Genomic DNA, 19,432 nt, shown 5'->3' with positions numbered 1-19,432 from the left:
GCGCCCGCTCGACGTCGTTCGGGACGCCCTGCTCAGCGACGCGCGGTCTCCCGGGCGACCACGACGACGTACCGGGTGTAGTGGAAGCGTCCGTCGGGGTAGGCGACCCGGCCGGTGCAGCTGACCAGCACGAGGCGGTGTGGCCCCGTGGTGGCGAAGTAGCGCTGCGGCAGGGGGGACCGACGGTCGTAGGTCCGGGTGCCGACGACCTCGAACGTGCGCCGCACGCCCTGTCCCTTCACGGAGATCCGCTGTCCGGCGCGAGCACGGGCCAGGTGGACGAGGGCGCCGGGGCGGTCGTGCCGATCGGAGACGTGGCCCGCGACCACAGTGGTGCCGATCGCGTCGGCGAGGCCGGCGGAGCTCCGGAGCCACCCCACGTCGGACACCCTGCCCGGGAGGGTCATCCGACCGGCCACGACGGCTTCCGCGCGGATTGGGGCACGCAGCCCGATCGCGGGCATCCGGATGACGGCAGGAGCGCCGGCCCGCGGATGGCGACGTTGCACGGTCCCGGAGAAGCCGCCGTTGATGACCGGGGCGAGGTACGCCGGCTTCGCCACCGTCGTGGTCTCCGCGGCCTGCCCGCAGCGGTGGGTGGCCGAGTGGTTCCCCGCACTGGCGAGTAGGCGCACGTGCCAGGTGTAGACCCCAGGACGCGCGATGCGGACCGAGGGCCCGCGGTTCCAGCCGTTGCGGACCGTCAGCTCACTCGAGCGCACGCGCGTCGACGGCACGCACCGTGCGCTCGCCCGGGAGGTGAACGGTCCGTGGAGGTCGACGACGGCGGTGGCCCGTTGCCCGGAGTGCAGTCCGCGGACGCGGAGCCGGTCGTGGAAGGCGGTGCCGGGCGTCACCCGGCGCGCCGACGAGCGGGTGCGCAGATCGGGCGCGGACGCCGTCGCCGGCTCCGTCGTGGGTGGCGGCGGTGTCGGGGGCGTCGGAGGCGTGGGGGGCGTGGGAGGTGTCGGGGGCGTGGGGGGCGTCGGGGGCACGGGCGGCCGGGCGGTGTTGGTGATGGTGCACAGCACGTTGGCACCGTTCACCGGAGCGATCGCGACCGAGGGATCGGTGGTGCTCGTCGGCAGACCGGGCTGGAGGCCGGCGTTGTCGACGCAGTCGATGGTGGCGACGTAGTCGTCGAGGTCGGTCGTCCCGGCAGCGGCCTCGGTCAGCGTGTAGCTCGTCCCGGGTGCGGCCGGCGCGAGGACGGTGAAGCCGAAGCCCGGCTCGATGTCGTCGCCCGTGCCTTCGGTCGTCGCGATGGCCTCCTGGCCGACCACGGTGCCGTTCTGGAGGATCTGCACGGTGAACTGGTCGTCCGGCTCGACCCGGTCCGATCCGAGCTCCTTCTGCACCCGCAGCTGCGGCTGGGCCGGGCTGTTCGTGATGGTGCAGCTGATGGCGGCCCCCAGCTGCGGCCTGATCTCGAAGGCCGTCAGGACGGGGATGTCGTCGGGGAGGCCGCCCTGCACTCCGTTGGCGTCGGTGCAGGTGAGGAGCTGCGTGTACTGACCGAGGTTGGCGGACCCGGCTGCCGCCTCGTCGAGGAAGTACGTGCTGTCGGCGACGGCCTGCAGCACGGGCGTGCTGCCCGAGCCCGGGGTCACCACCTGTCCCGCGCCGGTCGTCGTGCCGGAGGCGAGGACGGCGGTCTGGTCGGCGTCGGAGATGCGCACCGTGAACTGGTCGTCGGCGTTGACGCGCGGGTCGCTCAACGCCTTCGACAGCCGGAGGGTCGGCTGGACGCCGGCGTTGTCGAGGGTGCAGGAGATGAACGACCCGGCGACGGGCGTGACGGACGGCCCGGCGTCCAGGGGGACGGCGTCGGGCAGGTCCGGCGTGAGCCCGTTGGCGTCCACGCAGGTGACGGTGCTGTCGTACAGCGACGCCTGCGTGTCGCCCGCCGCCGCCTCGGTCACGTAGTAGGTGGTCCCTGCGGTGACCTCCGTGAAGCCGGTGGTGCCGGTGCCGGCCAGGACGGTGGAGCCGGCGCCGGCGGTCGTCGGGTCGTTGCCCGGTGCGGGGGCGAGGACTGGTCCGGTCGTGCTGCCCTGGCGAAGGGCCACGGTGAACTGGTCGCCCTCGCGGACGCGGTTGGTCGAGAAGGTCTTGGACACGCCGAGGAGCGGGAGGTCGGGTGCGTTCGTGATGACGCAGTCGACGTCGGACCCGGGCGCCGGCCGGATCGTGGCGGTGGGTCCCGCGGGGCCGCGTGGGAAGCGCTGGACGCCGTTGAGGTCGGTGCACTGGACGAGCTGCTGGTAGCGGCCGAGTGGCGACGACGAGCCCGGCGCCATGGTCTCGGTCAGGGTGTAGGCCGCGCCCGGGGTGGCGGGAGAGACCGTGAGGCTGCCGGTGCCGGCGGTGACCGTCGGACCGGTCCCGCTCGTCGTCGGCACCCCCGTGCCGACCGGCGTACCTGCCTGCTCGAGGCGGACCGTGAACTGGTCGTCGTCGGAGATGCGGCCGGCGCCGCCGAGGGCCTTGCGGACGGTGAGCCGGGGCGGCGCGGGGGCGTTGGTGAACGTGCACACCACGTTCGCGCCTCGGGCCCCCTCGGGAGCGGGGAACGTGACCGTGGACGTCCGGGGGGCCGCGGTCGCAGCGGCCGGGACCGGCGTCGCAGGTTGGGTGTTCGTGTCCACGCAGGCGAGCGTCGGGTCGACGTACGCGCTGGGGCTGGTGGCAGTGGCGTCGGAGAGCCGCTCGCTGATCGTGTACACGGTGCCCGGCAGACCGGGGACGGGGCCGGCGACCTCGGCCTGGAGTCCGTCGGTCGTGCCCGTCGTCGTCTGGTTCGCCAGCTCCGTGCCGTCGGCGGCGATGCTGAGGATGAACTGATCGGCGGACCCGGCTCGCGTCAGGTCCTTGCGCACCGTGAGCGTCCCGGGAGTGCTGCACCCGGCGAGGTCGTTGGGTGTGCCGTCGGGATGGCCGTCGGTGAACTCCTGGTACTGGCCGTTGACGCCGCCGGGGTTGTTCGGGTTGATGACGGCGAGGCGTGCGGTGCTCCCGGAGCTGTACTGGGCGTAGAGGTTGCCGTCGGCGGCGAAGGCGATGCCGTTCCAGTTCCCGCCGGATGGGGTCCCGAACGTCGTCAGCGACGTCGACCGGAGGACCGGCGCGGTGACCTGCGCGCTCGTCGGCAGGTCGGCGGCGTCGACGCGGACGATCTCCGACGCCGAGGACCGCCCGATGAGGATGTAGAGGTTGCCGGACAGGTCGAAGGCGAAGTCGCCGGACCCGGTGTTGGCGTACGCCTCGCGCACGCGTGCGACCTCCCCGAGACCGGTCCCGGTGCGCGGGTCGAAGGCGAGGATGCGTAGGTAGCGCACGCCGTCGACGCTCTGGAAGCCGGCGTAGTAGTAGATCCCGCTGTCGGGGTCGACGGCACCCATGACGATGGGGACGTTGGAGCTCAGGCCGGGCAGTCCCCGGAAGATGCGGCCGTCGGAGCGGTACACCGTCGACCCACCGTTGTACGCAGCCGCGTAGGCCAGCACGGAGCCCGTTCCGGCCGCGCCGGGCGTGACTCCCAGCGCGTTGACGACCGTGCCCTCGTTGTCGAAGGCCCCGAGTGGTGTGTTCTGCAGGGTGGACGGGTTGAGGGCGTACACCGTCCCGCTGTTGTCCAGGTTGAACACGGTGGACGGATCGCACGTCAGCGCGAAGGCCGCCTGTGCAGGCGGCGCCGACGCCATGGGGAGCACAAGGGAAGCCAGGACCAGCGCGACGGCAGCGGCGGCGTGCCGCCACGACCCGCGTAGCGCTGCCCTGCTGTCGCTGACCATCCGTCGTCCGAGCACGACGCCTCCTCGCGGAAGTCACGGTTGCGGTGCCCTGGTCGGCGGCACCCCGGGAACGCGAGTTCAGGCTAGACGCGGGTCGCCGTGACGCGCCAGAGGTCCGTGGTCGGCGTCCCAGGAGGCAGAGACGCCCTCGTGGGGTCTCAGCCCCGGGCGGGCAGTGCGCGGCCGAGGGCGGCTCCCAGCGCCGCGGGGATCGCGAGCAGGGCGAACGTGAACGGCAGGAGTCCCGCGTCCCGGGCGAGCAGCTCGCCGAAGGACGCCGAGGCGTCCTGCGGCATGGCCAGCGCGCCCCACCAGCCGACGGCCAGCCCCGCCGCGACCGCCAGCCACCAGGCGAGCGCCGTACGGGCGCCGTGGCGGCGCGCGTCGAGGAGGGCGCCGCCGAACCCGGCGAGTGCCAGCGCGGCGAAGGCGACGAGGCCCGCGCCGATGTCGGCGTCGCCCGCGTCGGACATCGACGGGACCACGAGTGTGGTGTAAGCAGCGAGGGCGATCCCGAGGGCGGCGAGTCGGACCAGGACGGCGACGAGGTGGCGCTTGCCGCTCACGACGCCGACCACTGCGGGTCACGTCCGGAACGGGCCAGGACCTGCTCGAACGGCGAGGTGCCTGGACCGGCAGTGACCGCCGGGCCGAACATCCCCGGCGTGCCGGCCTCGTCGAAGCCCTCGACGAAGGCCATCAGCGCACCGACGGTCGAGTCGTCGCAGCCGTAGGACTGGCCGGTGGCCCGCGCCAGGTCCCATCCGTGCAGCACGATCTCGTCGAGCGCCACCAGCCCGCACACCTGGCCGGGGAGGTCGACGCCGCCTGCGCGGGTCATGCCCTCCCACGCCTCGGGGTCGCGCCACGCCGCCACGAGGGCGGGGATCCGGTGCGCCAGCGTCTCGCGCCAGCCCGGCTCCGCGTCGGGCCAGTCGTCGGCGTCGGGGGGCGTGTCCGTCCACGGGCCGAGGTCCTTCTCAGCCGCCGCGCGGAACGCCCCGGTGAGCCCGACCAGGTGCTGCAGCAGCTGGCTCACGGTCCGCCCCTCGCACGGGGTCGGGTCGCCGAGCTGCGCGTCCTCGACGTCGACGACGACCCCCATCAGCTGCTCGCCGGCGGGACCCAGGTCCACGAGTTCTGCCATGGCCGCCACCCTCTCGCACATCACCGACACTGAGAAGTCGCGAGAAGAAGCGGCAGGCGCCGGCTACTCCGAGGCAGCCCGGCGCAGCGACTCCGACAACCGGTCGGCCGCGGCCAGGACGGCGGGTGCGTGCATCCGGCCGGGCTGGCGCGAGAGCCGCTCGAGGGGACCGGAGACCGACACGGCGGCGATGACCTTGCCGCCGGGGGAGCGCACCGGAGCGGAGACCGAGGCGACTCCCTGCTCGCGCTCGCCCACGGACTGCGACCAGCCGCGCCGCCGGATGCCCGACAGCGCGGTGGCGGAGAAGGCGGCGTTCTGCAGCCCGCGGTGCATCCGCTCGGGGTCCTCCCACGCGAGCAGGATCTGGGCGGCGGAGCCGGCGTTCATGGTGAGCTGCGAGCCGACCGGGATCGTGTCGCGCAGCCCGGAGGGACGCTCGGCGGCAGCGACGCACACGCGGTGCTCGCCCTGGCGCCGCCAGAGCTGGGCCGACTCGCCGGTGATGTCGCGCAACCGCGCCAGCACGGGGCCGGCCGCGGCCAGCAGCCGGTCCTCGCCGGCTGCGGCGGAAAGCTCGGCCAGGCGCGGTCCGAGGACGAAGCGGCCCTGCATGTCGCGGGCGACGAGGCGGTGGTGCTCGAGCGCGACGGCGAGGCGGTGGGCGGTGGGTCGGGCCAGGCCGGTCCCAGCGACGAGTCCGGCCAGGGTCGCCGGTCCGGCCTCCAGGGCCGCGAGCACGAGGGCCGCCTTGTCGAGCACGCCGACGCCAGATCCGTTGTCCATATGCCGATATTCTCATCTCAGGAAGTGGGATGCAAGACGTAGCATCGCTTCACCGCACGAAGTCGAAGGAGTTTGCGTCATGGGCAAGACCCTGTCCGAGAAGGTCTGGGACGAGCACGTCGTCCGCAGCGCGCCCGGGGAGCCCGACCTCCTCTACATCGATCTGCACCTGTTGCACGAGGTCACCTCGCCGCAGGCCTTCGACGGCCTCCGGCTCGCCAACCGCGCCGTACGCCGTCCCGACCTCACGCTCGCGACCGAGGACCACAACGTCCCGACGCTCGACTGGGACAAGCCGATCGCCGACCCGGTGAGCCGCACGCAGGTGGAGACGCTGCGCAAGAACGCCGCCGACTTCGGCGTGCGCCTGCACCCGCTCGGCGACGTCGAGCAGGGCATCGTCCACGTCGTCGGACCGCAGCTGGGGCTCACCCAGCCCGGCATGACGATCGTGTGCGGCGACTCGCACACCTCGACGCACGGCGCCTTCGGCGCGATCGCCTTCGGCATCGGCACCTCCGAGGTCGAGCACGTCCTCGCCACCCAGACCCTCACCCAGGCCAAGCCCAAGACGATGGCCGTGACGGTCAACGGCAGCCTCCCCGAGGGCGTCACCGCCAAGGACCTCGTGCTGACCCTCATCACGCACACCGGCACCGGCGGCGGTCAGGGCTACATCGTGGAGTACCGCGGCCAGGCCATCGAGGAGCTCTCGATGGAGGGCCGGATGACGGTGTGCAACATGTCGATCGAGTGGGGCGCCAAGGCCGGCCTCATCGCCCCCGACCAGACCACGTTCGACTACATCGAGGGCAAGCCCGAGGCCCCGAAGGGTGCCGACTGGGAGGCCGCCGTCGCCCACTGGAAGACGCTGCGCACCGACGACGACGCGGTCTTCGACAAGGAGATCGTGCTCGACGCCTCGACCATGACTCCGTTCGTCACCTGGGGGACCAACCCCGGCCAGGGTGCGCCGCTGGGCGCGAGCGTCCCGAGCCCCGACGACTTCGACGAGCCCACCGACAAGGTCGCCACCGAGAAGGCCCTGCAGTACATGGGCCTCGAGGCCGGCACCCCGCTGCGCGAGGTCAAGGTCGACACGGTGTTCGTCGGCTCGTGCACCAACGGGCGCATCGAGGATCTGCGCCTGGCCGCCTCGATCCTCGAGGGCCGCACCGTCGCCGCGGACACGCGGCTGCTGGTGGTGCCGGGCTCGGTGCGCGTACGTCTGCAGGCCGAGGCCGAGGGCCTCGACAAGGTGTTCCTCGCCGCAGGCGCCGAGTGGCGCGGCGCCGGGTGCTCGATGTGCCTGGGCATGAACCCCGACCAGCTCGCCCCGGGCGAGCGCAGCGCGTCCACGTCCAACCGCAACTTCGAGGGCCGCCAGGGCAAGGGCGGGCGCACCCACCTCGTGTCCGTTCCCGTCGCCGCCGCGACCGCCGTGCGCGGCACCCTCTCGTCCCCGGCGGACCTCGCCGACGTCCCGACCCTGCAGGAGGTCTGAACCATGGACCCGTTCACCACCCACACCGGCGTCGGCGTGCCGCTGCGGCGCAGCAACGTCGACACCGACCAGATCATCCCGGCGGTGTACCTCAAGCGGGTGACCCGCACGGGGTTCGAGGACGGGCTCTTCGCGGCCTGGCGCGGCGACCCGTCGTTCGTGCTCAACGACCCGACGTACGCGCAGGGCTCGGTGCTGGTCGCCGGTCCCGACTTCGGCACCGGCAGCTCGCGCGAGCACGCGGTGTGGGCGCTGCAGAACTACGGCTTCCGCGTCGTGATCTCCTCGCGCTTCGCCGACATCTTCCGCGGCAACTCCGGCAAGGCCGGGCTGCTCGCCGCCCAGGTCGACGAGAAGGTCGTGCAGCGCCTGTGGGACTGGCTGGAGGCCAACCCCGGCGGTGAGATCACCGTCGACCTCGAGAGCCGTACGCTGCGGGCCGGAGTCGGCGAGGACGCGGTCGAGGACTCCTTCGACATCGACGACTACACCCGGTGGCGGCTGCTCGAGGGCCTCGACGACATCGGCATCACCCTCGGCCACGACGAGGACATCGCCGCCTTCGAGGCGCGCCGACCGAGCTGGAAGCCCGTCACCGCCTGAATTTCCCCCCGCAATCGGGGCATCGGTGATTGTTCTCACCCTTCGGTGTGCCTACCGTGCGACGCAGAGGTCGAGCACGAGCTCGGCGCCGGGTTCATTGGAAGGGAAGCTAGTGAACAAGTCAGAGCTCATCGACGCGCTCGCCGCGCGTTACGAGGGGAACCGCAAGCAGGCGGCCTATGCACTGGAGTCGGTGCTCGACACCATCACCCGCGAGGTCGCGCGCGGTGAGAAGGTCGCCATGACCGGCTTCGGCTCCTTCGAGAAGGCCGTCCGCAACGCCCGCTGGGTCCGCAACCCGCAGACCGGCGAGCGCATGAAGTCGAAGAAGAAGTCCGTGCCGAAGTTCTCGCCCGGCAAGGAGCTCAAGGACGTCATCTCGGGCGCCAAGAAGCTTCCCAAGCTGACCGCTGCCACCATGCCCAAGCCGCCGGCCAGCGTCCGGGCCGCCGCGGCCGCGGTCACCGGCACCGCTGCGAAGCGAGCCGCCTCGGGCTCCGACGCGGCCGCGACTTCCTCGACCTCGAAGAAGGCCGCTCCGGCCAAGAAGACGTCCTCGTCGAGCACGGCGAAGGCCGCGCCCGCCTCCAAGACCGCGACGAAGTCGGCGTCCGCCTCGACGTCGACCGGGGCGACGAAGGCGACCTCGGCGAAGAAGGCGACCTCGGCGAAGAAGGCGGCTCCGGCCAAGAAGACCGCCACGAGCGCGGCGAAGAAGACCACGGCCAAGAAGGCGCCGGCCAAGAAGGCTCCGGCCAAGAAGGCTCCGGCCAAGAAGGCCGCCGGGTCCTGACGTCGCGGCGCGTCCCGCGACCCGAGGCGGGTCACCCCGGCGGGGTGGCCCGCCTTCCGCTTGCCCGGGACGTGTGCGGACCGACGCCCGCGAGCAAGGCCGCGCCCAGGTCGGCGGGGTCGTCGACGTCGGTACGCACGCTGGTCGCCGTCACGCCGACCTCCACGCAGCCGCCGGCCTGGTGGCGGGCGGCAGAGCCCACACCGAACGCCGGCTCGAAGCGCTCGGCGGCGGCCGCGTACAGCGTCGTGCCGACGCCCGCGCGATCGCGCACGAACACCGCGCGGCCGGCGGCGAGATGGGCGCCGGCCTCGGCCAGCACCTCGGCGAGCTCGGCCGGTCGCAGCCCCGGCAGGTCCGCGCAGAGCGCGACCGGGACGGCGTACGGCCAGCGGCGCGCGACCTCGGCGGCGCCCTGCACGAGCGTAGCGTTGAGGTCCTCGCTCGCGCCGTCGGGCACCATTTCGCACCCCAGGGCGCGCATCCTGGTGGCCAGCCGGAAGTCGTCGGTGACGACGAGCACCGCCGCGACGCCCGGGGTGGCCAGCGTGGCCTCGACCGTGTCGAGCGCGAACGCCTCGGCCAGCTCACGGCGCTGCTCGTCGGGCAGGCCGCCGCCGGCGCCGCCGAGGCGCGACTTGCCGAAGGCCGGGGGCTTGACGGGTACGACGACCACGTACGGCGCGGGACTCGGGGCGGCTTCGGGCTGGGTGTCGGACATCGCGTCGATCTTCCCATCCCGCCGCTGCGTGCCGGTGCGGTCCCGGCGCCCGCGGAACCGAGTAGCCTGCTCGCAACATCGGGAGCGGTCGGGCCCAGCCCGCGAGCAGGACCAGCAACGGGAGGGGTGACAGGTGCGCGTCAGGAAGCTGCAGCAGAGGCGCGGATGGGCGATGACCGTCGCCGCGTCCATCCTCAAGCCGACGCTGCTGACCGCCACCTCGCGCACCTGGATCGACGGCGAGAAGATCCCCGCCACCGGCGGCTGCATCGTCGCGATCAACCACATCTCCCACATCGACCCGCTGCTGTCGGCCCACTTCCTCTACGACCACGGCCGGCTGCCGCGCTATCTCGCGAAGTCCGGGCTGTTCCGCAACAAGTACCTCGGCGGGTTCCTCACCTCCGCCGGCCAGATCCCGGTGGAGCGGCTCAGCCGCAACGCGGTCGGGGCGTACGACGCCGCGGTCCGGGCCATCGAGGACGGCGAGTGCATCGTCATCTATCCCGAGGGCACCTTGACGCGCGACCCCGACCTGTGGCCGATGACGGGCAAGTCCGGTGCCGCCCGCATCGCGCTGGCCACCGGCTGCCCGGTGATCCCGGTGGGGCAGTGGGGCGCCCAGGAGGTCCTGCCTCCCTACACCAAGACGCCGCACCTCGTGCCGCGCAAGGACATCGTGATGAAGGCCGGCGACCCGGTGGACCTCGACGACCTCCTCGCCCGCGCGCCCGGACCTGAGGTCACCGCTCAGGCCACCGATCGGATCATGGCGGCCATCACCGCCCTGGTGGCGGACCTGCGCGGTGAGCCCGCGCCGGCCGAGCGCTTCGATCCCCGGGTCAGGGGCGTGCGCGAGACCGGCAATCCGAACGACGACGCAGCCCCACGGGCCAGGAGGAAGCGCAGCCGATGACGAAGATCGCCGTACTCAGCGCCGGTTCGTGGGGGACCGCCTTCTCGCTGGTGCTCGCCGACGCGGGCAACGAGGTGTCCCTGTGGGCGCGTCGCGACGACGTGGTGGAGGCGATCAACGACCGCCGCGAGAACACCGACTACCTGCCGGGCGTCGAGCTGCCGCCGTCGATCAGCGCGTCCACCGATCCCGAGCGGGTGGCCGCCGACGCGGACGTGGTGGTGCTGACCGTCCCGTCGCAGATCCTGCGCGAGAACCTCACCGTCTGGGCGCCCATCCTGCCGCCGAACGCGACGCTGGTCTCGCTGATGAAGGGCGTCGAGCTCGGCACGCTCATGCGGATGAGCGAGGTGATCCAGGAGGTCACCGACGCGCCGGCCGACCGGATCGCCGTCATCAGCGGCCCCAACCTGGCCCACGAGATCGCCCGGCGCGAGCCCGCCGCGTCGGTGGTGGCGTGCCTCGACGAGGACCGCGCCAAGCAGCTGCAGGCGATCACGCACGGTCCCTCCTTCCGGCCCTACACGTCGGTCGACGTGCTGGGCTGCGAGATCGGCGGCGCCTACAAGAACGTCGTCGGGATCGCGGTCGGCATGGCCGTCGGCCTCGGCTTCGGCGACAACACCACCGCATCGGTGATCACCCGCGGCCTCGCCGAGACCGCCCGCCTGGCCACCGCACAGGGCGCCAACCCGCTGACCCTGATGGGGCTCGCCGGACTCGGCGACCTGGTCGCCACCTGCTCCTCGCCGCTGTCGCGCAACCGGACGTTCGGGGAGCGCCTGGGGCAGGGGATGACGACCGCGGACATCTACGCCACCACCCGCCAGGTCGCCGAGGGTGCGAAGTCCTGCAAGTCCCTGCTCGAGCTGGCTCGCCGCACCGGCGTGGACGCCCCGATCGCCGAGGCCGTCGACGCCGTCGTCGACGGCCGGATGACCGCGCACGACATGATGAACTCCTTCATCGCGCGCGACACGAAGGCCGAGACCGACTAGACCCAGGTGGGATCGGCCCGTTCGCTGCTCGGTGCCGGTGGGCGTTGGCGTCTGGGCCGACGCAGAAGAGTTGGCTTCGACGACGGGACTCTGCGATCGCCCAGCGGCGATGGCCCTGAGTCGGCCTCGCTGAGGATCGTCAGCGCCTTGTCACCGGCCCAGCCGCTCGTGTGGACACGGCCATGGCCCCGCCGACTTCAGGTCGGCGGGGTGCGGGGCGGGGTCATGGTCGGCGCGGCAGCGGGACCGGTGGTGGGTCGTCGAGTGCGGTGCTGCCGGACGGACCTCGCCTGAACCGGTGGCCGTGGGGACTGGTCCACTCGAACCTGCCGGGTCCGGTGATCGTGTAGCGCCAGGCGGAGTGAGTCTTGAGCCGGTGGTGCCTGCGGCAGAGGGCGGCGAGGTTGGACGTCGCGGTGGGCCCGGGCTGTGGCCGGCCTTCCGCGTCGGCGTCCGCGGCGTAGGGGATGACGTGGTCGATGTCGCAGCCACGGGCCGGCCGAGAGCACCACGGGAAGACGCAAGTGACGTCGCGAAGGGCGACCTGCTCGCGGATCCGGTCGGGGATGTCGTAGCCGGGTGAGGTGAGCTCGGCGGTGAGGTCGATGACGGGCTTGATGGTGACCTTGGTGCGGGTGTCGCCGCACCAGGCCTTGACCTGGTCGAGCATGACGAGCCGCTGGCCTTCCTCGAGCCGGCCGGTGGCGCCGAACAGGGTGTGAGTGGTCCCGTCGGCGTCGTTCGTGGCGGTGGCGGCGAAGTGGGCGTGCAGGACGACCTCCCGCGCGACCGGGAGCCCGTCGTCGGCCCGCGTGGTGGTCGAGCCTCGCGTGTGAAGCTCGAGTGCGGTCTGGGTGCGGGCCAGGTCGCCGAGGGCCTTGGCCCGGCGAGCGTCCAGCGTCTCGGCGGAGCCGAGGGCGGCGAGGGTCGCGGCGCCGTGCGCGAGGGCGCGGTCGAGGTCGAGGGCGTCGGCGAGGTCGAGCTCGGCCTCGAGGCGCATGGTCCCGGCGTAGTGCACGTCCTGGGTGTCGATCGTGGCGTGACGTGGGTCCACGGCGAGATAGCCGTCCTCCGGATCGGCGGCCGGGTCGGGTGCGGCCAACTCGTACCGCTTGATGGTCTCGGCGACGAGCCGGTCCAGCTGCGCCGGACCGATGCGCCCGGCGACGGCCGCGACCTGGGCGTCGACCCAGCCCGCGGCCTCGCGGGTCAGCGCAGGGGTGGCATGGATCGTCGCCTCGGCGACCGACCGGGCCCGCCACGGCGGCACGCGGCCTGCTTGTACCTGCGCCCACAGCCGCGGCAGCCGGTGCCGCAGCTCGAGCGCGTGACCGATGAGCCGCTTCGCCGCAGTCGTGGACATCCCGAGCACGGCGCCGAGCTCGGCGACACAGAACTCCGCCACCAACGGGCAGCCGTCACCAGCGATCGGCTCCTCGTGCTCACAGCCGGGCACGGTGAACGACGCAGCCGAGTGGATCGACTCCGGCGGGTGCAGGTCAGCCCACCGGGCAGCGAGGTCGAGCTGGTCGGCCGCGGCGCGGTCCTCGGCGGCCTTTCGCTCCTTGATCGCAGCGAGCAGCGCGGAGGCGGAGGGGTCGTCGCCCCTCGCGCGTCGCGGTGCTGCCAACGTCTCGATCATGCGTTCGATTATACGGTGAGCCACCGACAGCGGGGAGCCCGCGAGCTTCATCGGTTGCTGCAACGAGCATCTGTTGAGCGGCGGTCCGGGAACCTGCCATTCCCGGGTTCTGGCGGGGCGGTGATCGAACTGCAGCTCGACTCGGTACCGCGGTGCGCGGGGTCGCGAGTACATCGGGATCCCGGACTCAAGCGCCGGTCGCGACCGCTCCGAGCGCGTCAGGCTCCTGGCCACGTGCGGACGCCGGTGGGAAGCCCCTGCCCGCGCTTCCTCCCCCGGCACGAACCGTCACCCCCGGCACCAGGTGCGCGTAGGTCAGCCGACGCACCCGTCGAGTGCCGTGCGCAGGTCGTCCCACAGGTCCTCGACGTCCTCGACGCCGACGGACAGCCGGACGAGCCCGTCGGGGATGGTCGGCGCCTCCGCCTTCCAGCGACGTCGACGCTCCAGCGTCGACTCGACTCCGCCGAGCGAGGTGGCGTGCACCCACAGCCGCGTCTTGCGGCTCAGCAGGTCCGCGGCGACCTCTCCCTGGGCGAGCACGATGCTCACGATGCCGCCGAAACCGGGATACCGCACCTCGGACAGGGCCGGGTGCTCCCCGAGCCGGCGGACGAGCTCCTGCGCGCTGGCCTGTGCCCGCTCCACGCGCAGGTGCAGGGTCCGCAGGCCGCGCAGCGTCAGCCACGCCTCGAACGGGCCCGGGATCGCGCCGAGGAGGTCGCGGCGGCCCTTGAGCACGGCGTACAGCTCGTCGTCGCGGGTGAGGATGGCGCCCATCTGCACGTCGGAGTGCCCGGCGAGGTACTTCGTCGCCGAGTGCACGACGAGGTCCACGCCGTCCTCCAGCGGGCGCTGGAGCAGGGGAGTGGCAAAGGTGTTGTCGACCACGACGTAGGCACCCGCCGCGTGCGCAGCGGCGGTGATGGTCGCGATGTCCGCGACCTCGAGGGCGGGGTTCGTCGGCGACTCCAGCCACACCAGCGCGGCGTCGGCGCACGCAGCCACCACGGCGTCGGTGTCGGTGATGTCCACCATCTCCGCCCGCAGCCGCCCGCGTGCCTCCAGGTCGCCCAGCTGCATGATCGTGCCGGTGTAGGCGTGGCGGGGCACGACGACCTTGCCGTCGGCGCCGACCAGGTCGAGCACGGTGGCGCAGGCCGCGAGCCCCGAGGCGAACGTCAGGCACCGACCGCCCTCGAGCGCACCGAGGGCGTCCTCGAGAGCGGTCCACGTCGGGTTGCCGTAGCGGCCGTACTCGACGTCCCCGCCGGCGACGTAGGTCGCCGCCATCGTGATCGGCTCGTTGAGCGGAGCGTCGGGCGTCTTGTCGGGCCGACCGGCGGTCACGGCGATCGTGGCGAGCCGGTGGGAGGAGGACGGGTCTGCGGCCATGCTCGCCAGCGTAGGCGGATAGGGTCGAGGCGATGAACGAGACCTCCTCCGGCGGGACAGCGCGCAAGCCCCGGGTCGCCGTCGTGTTCGGCGGCCGCTCCTCCGAGCACGGCATCTCGTGCGTGACGGCAGGCAGCGTGCTGGCCGCGATCGACCGGGAGGCGTACGACGTGGTGCCGGTGGGCATCGCCACCGACGGCCGCTGGGTGCTGGAGGCCGACGAGCCCGCCCGGCTCGCGATCCGCGGCAACGACCTGCCCGAGGTCGACGCCGCGCGGTCGCCGGTCGCGCTGATGGGCGCAGCATCGGGCACCGACCTCGTGGTCACCGAGCCGTCGGCGGTGCCGTCGGTGATCGGGGAGGTCGACGTGGTCTTCCCGCTGCTCCACGGCCCGTGGGGCGAGGACGGCACCCTGCAGGGGATGCTCGAGATGGCCGGGGTGCGCTACGTCGGCTCGGGCGTGCTGGCCTCGGCGATCGGCATGGACAAGGCCTACATGAAGGTCGTCCTGCAGGCGGCCGGGCTGCCGGTGACGCCGGGCGTCGTGCTCACTCGCGCGGAGTGGGAGCGGGACCCGATCGGCTGCAGCGCCCGCTTCGAGGCCCTCGGCTTCCCCTCGTTCGTCAAGCCGGCCCGCGCCGGTTCCAGCATGGGCATCAGCAAGGTCCACGACGCGACCGAGGTCGCGGACGCGCTCGAGGAGGCGTTCGGCCACGATCCCAAGGTGCTCGTCGAGCAGTCCATGGAGGGGGCCCGCGAGGTGGAGTGCGGCGTCCTGGGCTCCCTGGACGGGCCGCCGGAGACTTCGCGGCCGGGTGAGGTCCGCACCGGGGGCGACCACGAGTTCTACGACTTCGAGGCGAAGTACCTTCCCGACCAGCACACCGAGATCGACATCCCCGCCGACCTCCCCGCCGACACCGAGCAGGAGCTGCGGGCGATGGCGGTGCGGGCGTTCGAGGCGCTCTCGTGCGAGGGCCTGGCCCGTGTCGACTTCTTCGTCCTGCCGGACGGCTCGCTGGTGATCAACGAGCTCAACACCATGCCGGGCTTCACGCCGACGTCGATGTACCCCCAGATGTGGGCCGCTTCCGGGATGAGCTATCCCGAGCTCGTCGACCGACTCGTGCAGCTCGCGCTGCACCGCGACACCGGCCTGCGCTGACCCCTCCGGCCGGGCGGCTACAGGCAGGACAGCCCCTCGCCCAGATGCTCCTGGAGCACCGGCGCCAAGTCGGCGAGCGCCCGGTCGATCCCGTCGGTGCGGTAGTCGGGCGGCACCTCCAGCTGGACGAACGGATCGAGGCTGAGCGCGACCGGCGTCGCCTCCTCGCCGAGGTCCGCGGCCTGGTCGTCGGGGACGTACCAGCCCACGCCGCCGATGACGCTGCACTCGGCGGTCGGCTCGTAGTCCGACGGGGCCGGCACGCCGCAGGTGAGGACGTACGCCGGGTCGCCCCACGCCGCGCCCAGCGCGTCGTCCGGCTCGACCGGACGACGCGACTCACCGGCCAGGGTGTCCGGCAGGTCGTCGACCAGCGCCGCGCACGTCGCCCGGTCGGCGTCGGGGACGTCGTGGTCGTCGATCGTCGGGGTGCCGGTGCACGCCGTCAGCGACAGCAGCAGGCAGGAGGACACGACGACGCCCCGGCCCGTGGGGCCGAGGCGTCGAGGACCGTGCACCGTCGTCCGGGGTGGTCAGATGTGGACGACGGGGCAGGTGAGCGTGCGGGTGATGCCGTCGAGGTTCTGGACCTTCGAGACGACCAGCTTGCCGAGCTCGTCGACGTTCTTGGCCTCCGCGCGGACGATCACGTCGTAGGGACCGGTGACGTCCTCGGCGAGCGTGACGCCGTTGACCTGGGCGATCTCGCGGGCGACCTCGGCGGCCTTGCCGACGTCGGTCTGGATCAGGATGTAGGCCTGGACGACCATCGTGGACTCCTCGGTCTTCTCTCAGCGGGTGTGACCGGCACAACCTACCGCGCCGCGCGGACGCGCCGACAGGGGTGGGCGAGGTGTGGTCGTGGGTCGCGTCTGGTGGGATGGGGACATGGCACCGGGACCCGATGCGACCCTCGGCGAGGCGGGCGAGTTCGGCCTGATCTCGCAGCTCGTGGAGATCTTCGCGGGCGACGAGCACGTGCTGGTCGGGCCGGGCGACGACGCCGCCGTGCTGCGGATCAGGCACGGTCACGTCGTGGTCTCCACGGACCTGATGGTGGAGGGCCGGCACTTCCGCCGCGACTGGGCCGGCGGCTCGGACGTGGGGCACCGCGCGGCCGCGCAGAACCTCTCCGACATCAACGCCATGGGCGGCACGGGACGCCACCTCACCATCGGCCTGGCCGCGCCCGCCGACCTCCCCGTCGAGTGGGCGCTGGACCTGGCCCGGGGCTTCGCCGAGGAGTGCGCCGTCGTCGGTGCGACCGTCGTCGGCGGCGACATCACCCGCGCCGACCAGGTGGTGGTCGCGGTCACCGTGCTCGGCCAGTGCACGCAGGCTCCGCTGCTGCGCTCGGGCGCCCGGCCCGGCGACGTGCTGGCGCTCGCGGGCCGCCAGGGCTGGGCGGCCGGGGGACTGGCCGTCCTGGGCCGCGGCTTCCGCTCACCCCGGGTCCTCGTCGAGGCCTACCGCCGGCCCGAGCCGCCGTACGCCGCCGGCCCGCAGGCCGCCGAGGCCGGCGCGACCGCCCTCATCGACGTCTCCGACGGACTGCTCTCCGAGGCCGGGCACCTCGCGGACGCGAGCGGCGTCGCCATCGACGTACGTCGGGGCGCGTTCGAGGTGCCCGAGCCGCTGCTGGCGGTCGGTGCTGCCCTGGGGGCGGACCCGATGCAGTTCATCCTCGGCGGGGGCGACGACCACGGGCTGCTCGCCACGTTCCCCGACGCTGCCTCGGTGCCGTCGGGTTGGCAGGTGATCGGCGAGGTCGGCGAGGGCGAGGGCGTCACCGTCGACGGCGGGCACTACGACGGCCCCACCGGCTGGACCCACTTCTGAGCCCCCTGCTGACGGGCGTCGGCGGGGGCTCCTCAACACCACGAAGCCCCCGCCGCGATCGCGACGGGGGCTTCGGGGACGACGTCAGGTCAGCGGGAGACCTTGCCGGCCTTGAGGCAGCCGGTGCAGACGTTGAGGCGCTTGGGCGTGCCGTTGACGGTCGCCCGGACGCGCTGGATGTTGGGGTTGAAGCGACGCTTCGTGATCTTGCGCGACCAGGGACGGTTGTTTCCGAAGCCCGGCTTCTTGGCGCAGATGTCGCAGACGGCAGCCACCGTGCACTCCGATCCGTTCGATGTTGGTTGAGGTCCGAGGCCCGCGTGCCACGGAAGCGGCAGCAGGCAACCGGGCAACAGTAGCCGAGGACCGGCGGCGAGATGAAATCGCAGTGGGGTCGGACCGGGGCACTAGCCTGTGGCGCGCACCGCGTCCGAGCACCGACCCCAGGGAGAGCACCGACTCGATGGAGCCAGTCACCCACGGCATCACCCTGGACGGCGTCGCCCGGTTCGTCGACATCGCGACCGACGCCCTGTCCACGGCGCGTGAGGAGATCGACGCCCTCAACGTCTATCCCGTGCCCGACGGCGACACCGGCACCAACATGTTCCTCACCGTCTCCGCCGCCCGCGACGCGCTGCGCGAGGCTCGTGCGACCGATCCGGACCTCAGCCTGGGCGACGGCATGGCCGTCCTCGCCCGGGCGGCGCTGATGGGCGCGCGCGGCAACTCCGGGGTGATCCTCAGCCAGATGCTGCGCGCCTACGTACGCCATCTCGCCGGCGCGGACATCGAGGACCACCCCGCCCAGACGATCGCCGCGGCGATGGCCGAGGCCACCGAGGCGAGCTACGCCGCCGTCGGCGCGCCCGTCGAGGGCACCATCCTCTCGGTGTCGCGCGCCGCGTCCGACGCCGCGCGGGTCGCGGCCCAAGAGCCGGGCGCCCGGGCCCGCGACGTGTTCACCGCCGCCGCCGCAGCGGCGCGGGTCGCGCTCGCCCGTACGCCGGAGCAGCTGGACGTGCTCGCCTCGGCCGGTGTGGTCGACGCCGGCGGACGCGGACTCTGCGTGGTGCTCGACGCGGTGGAGACCACCGCCACCGGCCGGCGGCCCGCCTCGTGGTCCGCCCCGCTCGGCACCCACCACATCCCCGTCGCCTCGGCGGTTCCGAGCGACGACCTCACCGAGGACGGTCCCGGCTACGAGGTGATGTACCTCCTCGACGTGGATCCCGCCCAGGAGGGCGAGACCATCGCGGGGCTGCGGCAGGCCCTGGCGGACCTCGGCGACAGCCTCGTCGTGGTCGGGGGAGACGGCCTGTGGAACGTCCACGTCCACGTCGACGACGTGGGCGCCGCGATCGAGGCGGGCATCGCGGCCGGCCGGCCGCACCGGGTCCGGGTCACCCACTTCGCCGAGCAGGCCTCCGCCACCCGACACCGCGCGTCGGCCCGCACCGGGCGCAAGGTGGTCGCGGTCGCGGCGGGGCCGGGCCTGGGCGAGCTCTTCGCTTCCGCAGGCGCGGTCGTCGTCGAGGGCGGTCCCGGCCGACGGCCCTCGACGGGGCAGCTGCTCGAGGCGATCACCGGGTGCGGGGCCGCGGAGGTCGTCGTGCTTCCCAACGACAGCGACTCCGTGCGGGCCGCCGAGATCGCCGCCCGCACGGCCGAGGCCGAGCACGACGTGTGCGTCGAGGTCATCCCGACGCGCGCGCAGGTGCAGGGTCTCGCGGCGATCTCGGTCCACGAGCCCGGTCGGGCCTTCGACGCCGACGTGCGCGAGATGACCGCGACCGCCCGGCACGCCAGGCACGGAGCGGTGACGGTCGCTGCCCGGCAGGCGATCACGATGGCCGGTCCCTGCGAGGTCGGAGACGCGCTGGGCGTGGTGGCCGGCGACTTCGCCGTGGTCGGCACCGACCTCGAGGCCGTCGCCACCGAGGTGCTCGAGCGCCTCCTGGCCGGCGGCGGGGAGCTCGTCACGATCGTGTCCGGCGAGGGCGGTGCCGAGCTCGCCGAGCGGGTCGCCGCCCACGTCGAGTCGCGCCATCCGCACGTCGACGTGGCGGTCCACGACGGCGGCCAGCCGCGCTACCCGCTGCTCGTCAGCGTCGAGTGAGCGAGCCGC

Annotated in this window: 18 protein-coding genes; 8 read left to right on the top strand and 10 right to left on the bottom strand. The window is 73.0% G+C overall.

Annotated elements, in window-relative coordinates; translation table 11 throughout:
• Positions 1-32 precede the first annotated feature (32 nt).
• From J3P41_RS02580 to J3P41_RS02565, 4 genes are all read right to left on the bottom strand, one after another.
• The gene (locus tag J3P41_RS02580) at positions 33-3,647 is read right to left on the bottom strand and encodes a class F sortase (protein ID WP_210648683.1); all 3,615 of its coding nucleotides are present in this window, start codon (positions 3,645-3,647) and stop codon (positions 33-35) included.
• A 305-nt stretch (positions 3,648-3,952) separates the two neighbouring features.
• Positions 3,953-4,360: a hypothetical protein gene (locus J3P41_RS02575; protein WP_210648682.1), complete on the bottom strand. Its 408-nt coding sequence runs from the start codon at positions 4,358-4,360 to the stop codon at positions 3,953-3,955.
• On the bottom strand, positions 4,357-4,941 hold the full coding sequence (locus J3P41_RS02570; RefSeq protein ID WP_210648681.1) for a TIGR03086 family metal-binding protein: 585 nt from the start codon (positions 4,939-4,941) through the stop codon (positions 4,357-4,359). Before J3P41_RS02570 ends, J3P41_RS02575 begins: the two co-directional genes overlap by 4 nt.
• Positions 4,942-5,004: 63 nt before the next feature.
• On the bottom strand, positions 5,005-5,727 hold the full coding sequence (locus tag J3P41_RS02565) for an IclR family transcriptional regulator (protein WP_090972091.1): 723 nt from the start codon (positions 5,725-5,727) through the stop codon (positions 5,005-5,007).
• A gap of 79 nt (positions 5,728-5,806) precedes the next feature.
• Between J3P41_RS02565 and leuC the strand changes: the two genes are divergently transcribed.
• The 3 genes from leuC to J3P41_RS02550 all read left to right on the top strand — a co-directional run bounded on the left by leuC (position 5,807) and on the right by J3P41_RS02550 (position 8,627).
• Positions 5,807-7,231, top strand: a complete 1,425-nt coding sequence (leuC, locus tag J3P41_RS02560) for a 3-isopropylmalate dehydratase large subunit (protein ID WP_210648680.1) — start codon at positions 5,807-5,809, stop codon at positions 7,229-7,231.
• A 3-nt stretch (positions 7,232-7,234) separates the two neighbouring features.
• A complete protein-coding gene (leuD, locus tag J3P41_RS02555) occupies positions 7,235-7,834 on the top strand; it encodes a 3-isopropylmalate dehydratase small subunit (RefSeq protein ID WP_210648679.1) in 600 nt (199 codons plus the stop codon).
• Positions 7,835-7,946: 112 nt separating this feature from the next.
• Complete coding sequence (locus tag J3P41_RS02550) at positions 7,947-8,627, top strand: HU family DNA-binding protein (protein ID WP_210648678.1); 681 nt, start codon at positions 7,947-7,949, stop codon at positions 8,625-8,627.
• Positions 8,628-8,658: 31 nt separating this feature from the next.
• Here J3P41_RS02550 and cofC read toward each other — a convergent pair whose 3' ends face one another.
• Positions 8,659-9,348, bottom strand: a complete 690-nt coding sequence (gene cofC / locus J3P41_RS02545) for a 2-phospho-L-lactate guanylyltransferase (protein ID WP_210648677.1) — start codon at positions 9,346-9,348, stop codon at positions 8,659-8,661.
• A 133-nt stretch (positions 9,349-9,481) separates the two neighbouring features.
• On the opposite strand from cofC, the gene J3P41_RS02540 reads away from it, so the two are divergent.
• On the top strand, positions 9,482-10,264 hold the full coding sequence (locus J3P41_RS02540) for a lysophospholipid acyltransferase family protein (protein ID WP_307861792.1): 783 nt from the start codon (positions 9,482-9,484) through the stop codon (positions 10,262-10,264).
• Positions 10,261-11,262, top strand: a complete 1,002-nt coding sequence (locus tag J3P41_RS02535) for an NAD(P)H-dependent glycerol-3-phosphate dehydrogenase (protein WP_210648676.1) — start codon at positions 10,261-10,263, stop codon at positions 11,260-11,262. The genes J3P41_RS02540 and J3P41_RS02535 overlap by 4 nt, the downstream gene beginning before the upstream one ends.
• Before the next feature lie 223 nt (positions 11,263-11,485).
• Here J3P41_RS02535 and J3P41_RS02530 read toward each other — a convergent pair whose 3' ends face one another.
• Together J3P41_RS02530 and J3P41_RS02525 are read right to left on the bottom strand one after the other, a co-directional pair.
• Positions 11,486-12,904 (bottom strand): HNH endonuclease signature motif containing protein, encoded by a 1,419-nt coding sequence (locus J3P41_RS02530; protein ID WP_210648675.1) that lies wholly within the window; start codon positions 12,902-12,904, stop codon positions 11,486-11,488.
• Positions 12,905-13,219: 315 nt separating this feature from the next.
• A complete protein-coding gene (locus tag J3P41_RS02525) occupies positions 13,220-14,299 on the bottom strand; it encodes a PLP-dependent aspartate aminotransferase family protein (RefSeq protein WP_210648674.1) in 1,080 nt (359 codons plus the stop codon).
• Positions 14,300-14,331: 32 nt separating this feature from the next.
• On the opposite strand from J3P41_RS02525, the gene J3P41_RS02520 reads away from it, so the two are divergent.
• Positions 14,332-15,465 carry a D-alanine--D-alanine ligase family protein gene (locus tag J3P41_RS02520; protein ID WP_210648673.1) on the top strand — a complete coding sequence of 378 codons (1,134 nt, stop codon included), beginning with the start codon at positions 14,332-14,334 and terminating at the stop codon, positions 15,463-15,465.
• A 17-nt stretch (positions 15,466-15,482) separates the two neighbouring features.
• On the opposite strand, the gene J3P41_RS02515 is transcribed toward J3P41_RS02520, so the two are convergent.
• Positions 15,483-15,938, bottom strand: coding sequence for a DUF3515 domain-containing protein (locus J3P41_RS02515; protein WP_210648672.1), 456 nt, complete (start codon positions 15,936-15,938; stop codon positions 15,483-15,485).
• Positions 15,939-15,998: 60 nt separating this feature from the next.
• The gene (locus J3P41_RS02510; protein WP_090972075.1) at positions 15,999-16,235 is read right to left on the bottom strand and encodes an Lrp/AsnC family transcriptional regulator; all 237 of its coding nucleotides are present in this window, start codon (positions 16,233-16,235) and stop codon (positions 15,999-16,001) included.
• Between the two features lie 118 nt (positions 16,236-16,353).
• Between J3P41_RS02510 and J3P41_RS02505 the strand changes: the two genes are divergently transcribed.
• Complete coding sequence (locus J3P41_RS02505; RefSeq protein ID WP_210648671.1) at positions 16,354-17,304, top strand: thiamine-phosphate kinase; 951 nt, start codon at positions 16,354-16,356, stop codon at positions 17,302-17,304.
• 89 nt (positions 17,305-17,393) lie between these two features.
• Here the strand turns inward: J3P41_RS02505 and rpmB are convergent, their stop codons facing one another.
• Positions 17,394-17,579 (bottom strand): 50S ribosomal protein L28, encoded by a 186-nt coding sequence (gene rpmB, locus J3P41_RS02500; RefSeq protein ID WP_056602600.1) that lies wholly within the window; start codon positions 17,577-17,579, stop codon positions 17,394-17,396.
• Positions 17,580-17,767: 188 nt separating this feature from the next.
• Between rpmB and J3P41_RS02495 the strand changes: the two genes are divergently transcribed.
• Complete coding sequence (locus J3P41_RS02495) at positions 17,768-19,423, top strand: DAK2 domain-containing protein (protein ID WP_210648670.1); 1,656 nt, start codon at positions 17,768-17,770, stop codon at positions 19,421-19,423.
• Positions 19,424-19,432 lie beyond the last annotated feature (9 nt).

The sequence above is a fragment of the Nocardioides sp. SYSU D00065 genome (assembly GCF_017916425.1).
GTDB lineage: Bacteria > Actinomycetota > Actinomycetes > Propionibacteriales > Nocardioidaceae > Nocardioides.
This window is presented reverse-complemented; position numbering and strand designations above follow the sequence as displayed.

What these genes read in the sequence shown, in the direction of transcription:
- J3P41_RS02570 (WP_210648681.1), bottom strand. Translation starts at nt 4,941, where the DNA reads ATGGCAGAACTCGTGGACCTGGGTCCCGCCGGCGAGCAGCTGATGGGG.
- J3P41_RS02565 (WP_090972091.1), bottom strand. Translation starts at nt 5,727, where the DNA reads ATGGACAACGGATCTGGCGTCGGCGTGCTCGACAAGGCGGCCCTCGTG.
- leuC (WP_210648680.1), top strand. Translation starts at nt 5,807, where the DNA reads ATGGGCAAGACCCTGTCCGAGAAGGTCTGGGACGAGCACGTCGTCCGC.
- leuD (WP_210648679.1), top strand. Translation starts at nt 7,235, where the DNA reads ATGGACCCGTTCACCACCCACACCGGCGTCGGCGTGCCGCTGCGGCGC.
- cofC (WP_210648677.1), bottom strand. Translation starts at nt 9,348, where the DNA reads ATGTCCGACACCCAGCCCGAAGCCGCCCCGAGTCCCGCGCCGTACGTG.
- J3P41_RS02535 (WP_210648676.1), top strand. Translation starts at nt 10,261, where the DNA reads ATGACGAAGATCGCCGTACTCAGCGCCGGTTCGTGGGGGACCGCCTTC.
- J3P41_RS02530 (WP_210648675.1), bottom strand. Translation starts at nt 12,904, where the DNA reads ATGATCGAGACGTTGGCAGCACCGCGACGCGCGAGGGGCGACGACCCC.
- J3P41_RS02525 (WP_210648674.1), bottom strand. Translation starts at nt 14,299, where the DNA reads ATGGCCGCAGACCCGTCCTCCTCCCACCGGCTCGCCACGATCGCCGTG.
- J3P41_RS02520 (WP_210648673.1), top strand. Translation starts at nt 14,332, where the DNA reads ATGAACGAGACCTCCTCCGGCGGGACAGCGCGCAAGCCCCGGGTCGCC.
- J3P41_RS02510 (WP_090972075.1), bottom strand. Translation starts at nt 16,235, where the DNA reads ATGGTCGTCCAGGCCTACATCCTGATCCAGACCGACGTCGGCAAGGCC.
- J3P41_RS02505 (WP_210648671.1), top strand. Translation starts at nt 16,354, where the DNA reads ATGGCACCGGGACCCGATGCGACCCTCGGCGAGGCGGGCGAGTTCGGC.
- J3P41_RS02495 (WP_210648670.1), top strand. Translation starts at nt 17,768, where the DNA reads ATGGAGCCAGTCACCCACGGCATCACCCTGGACGGCGTCGCCCGGTTC.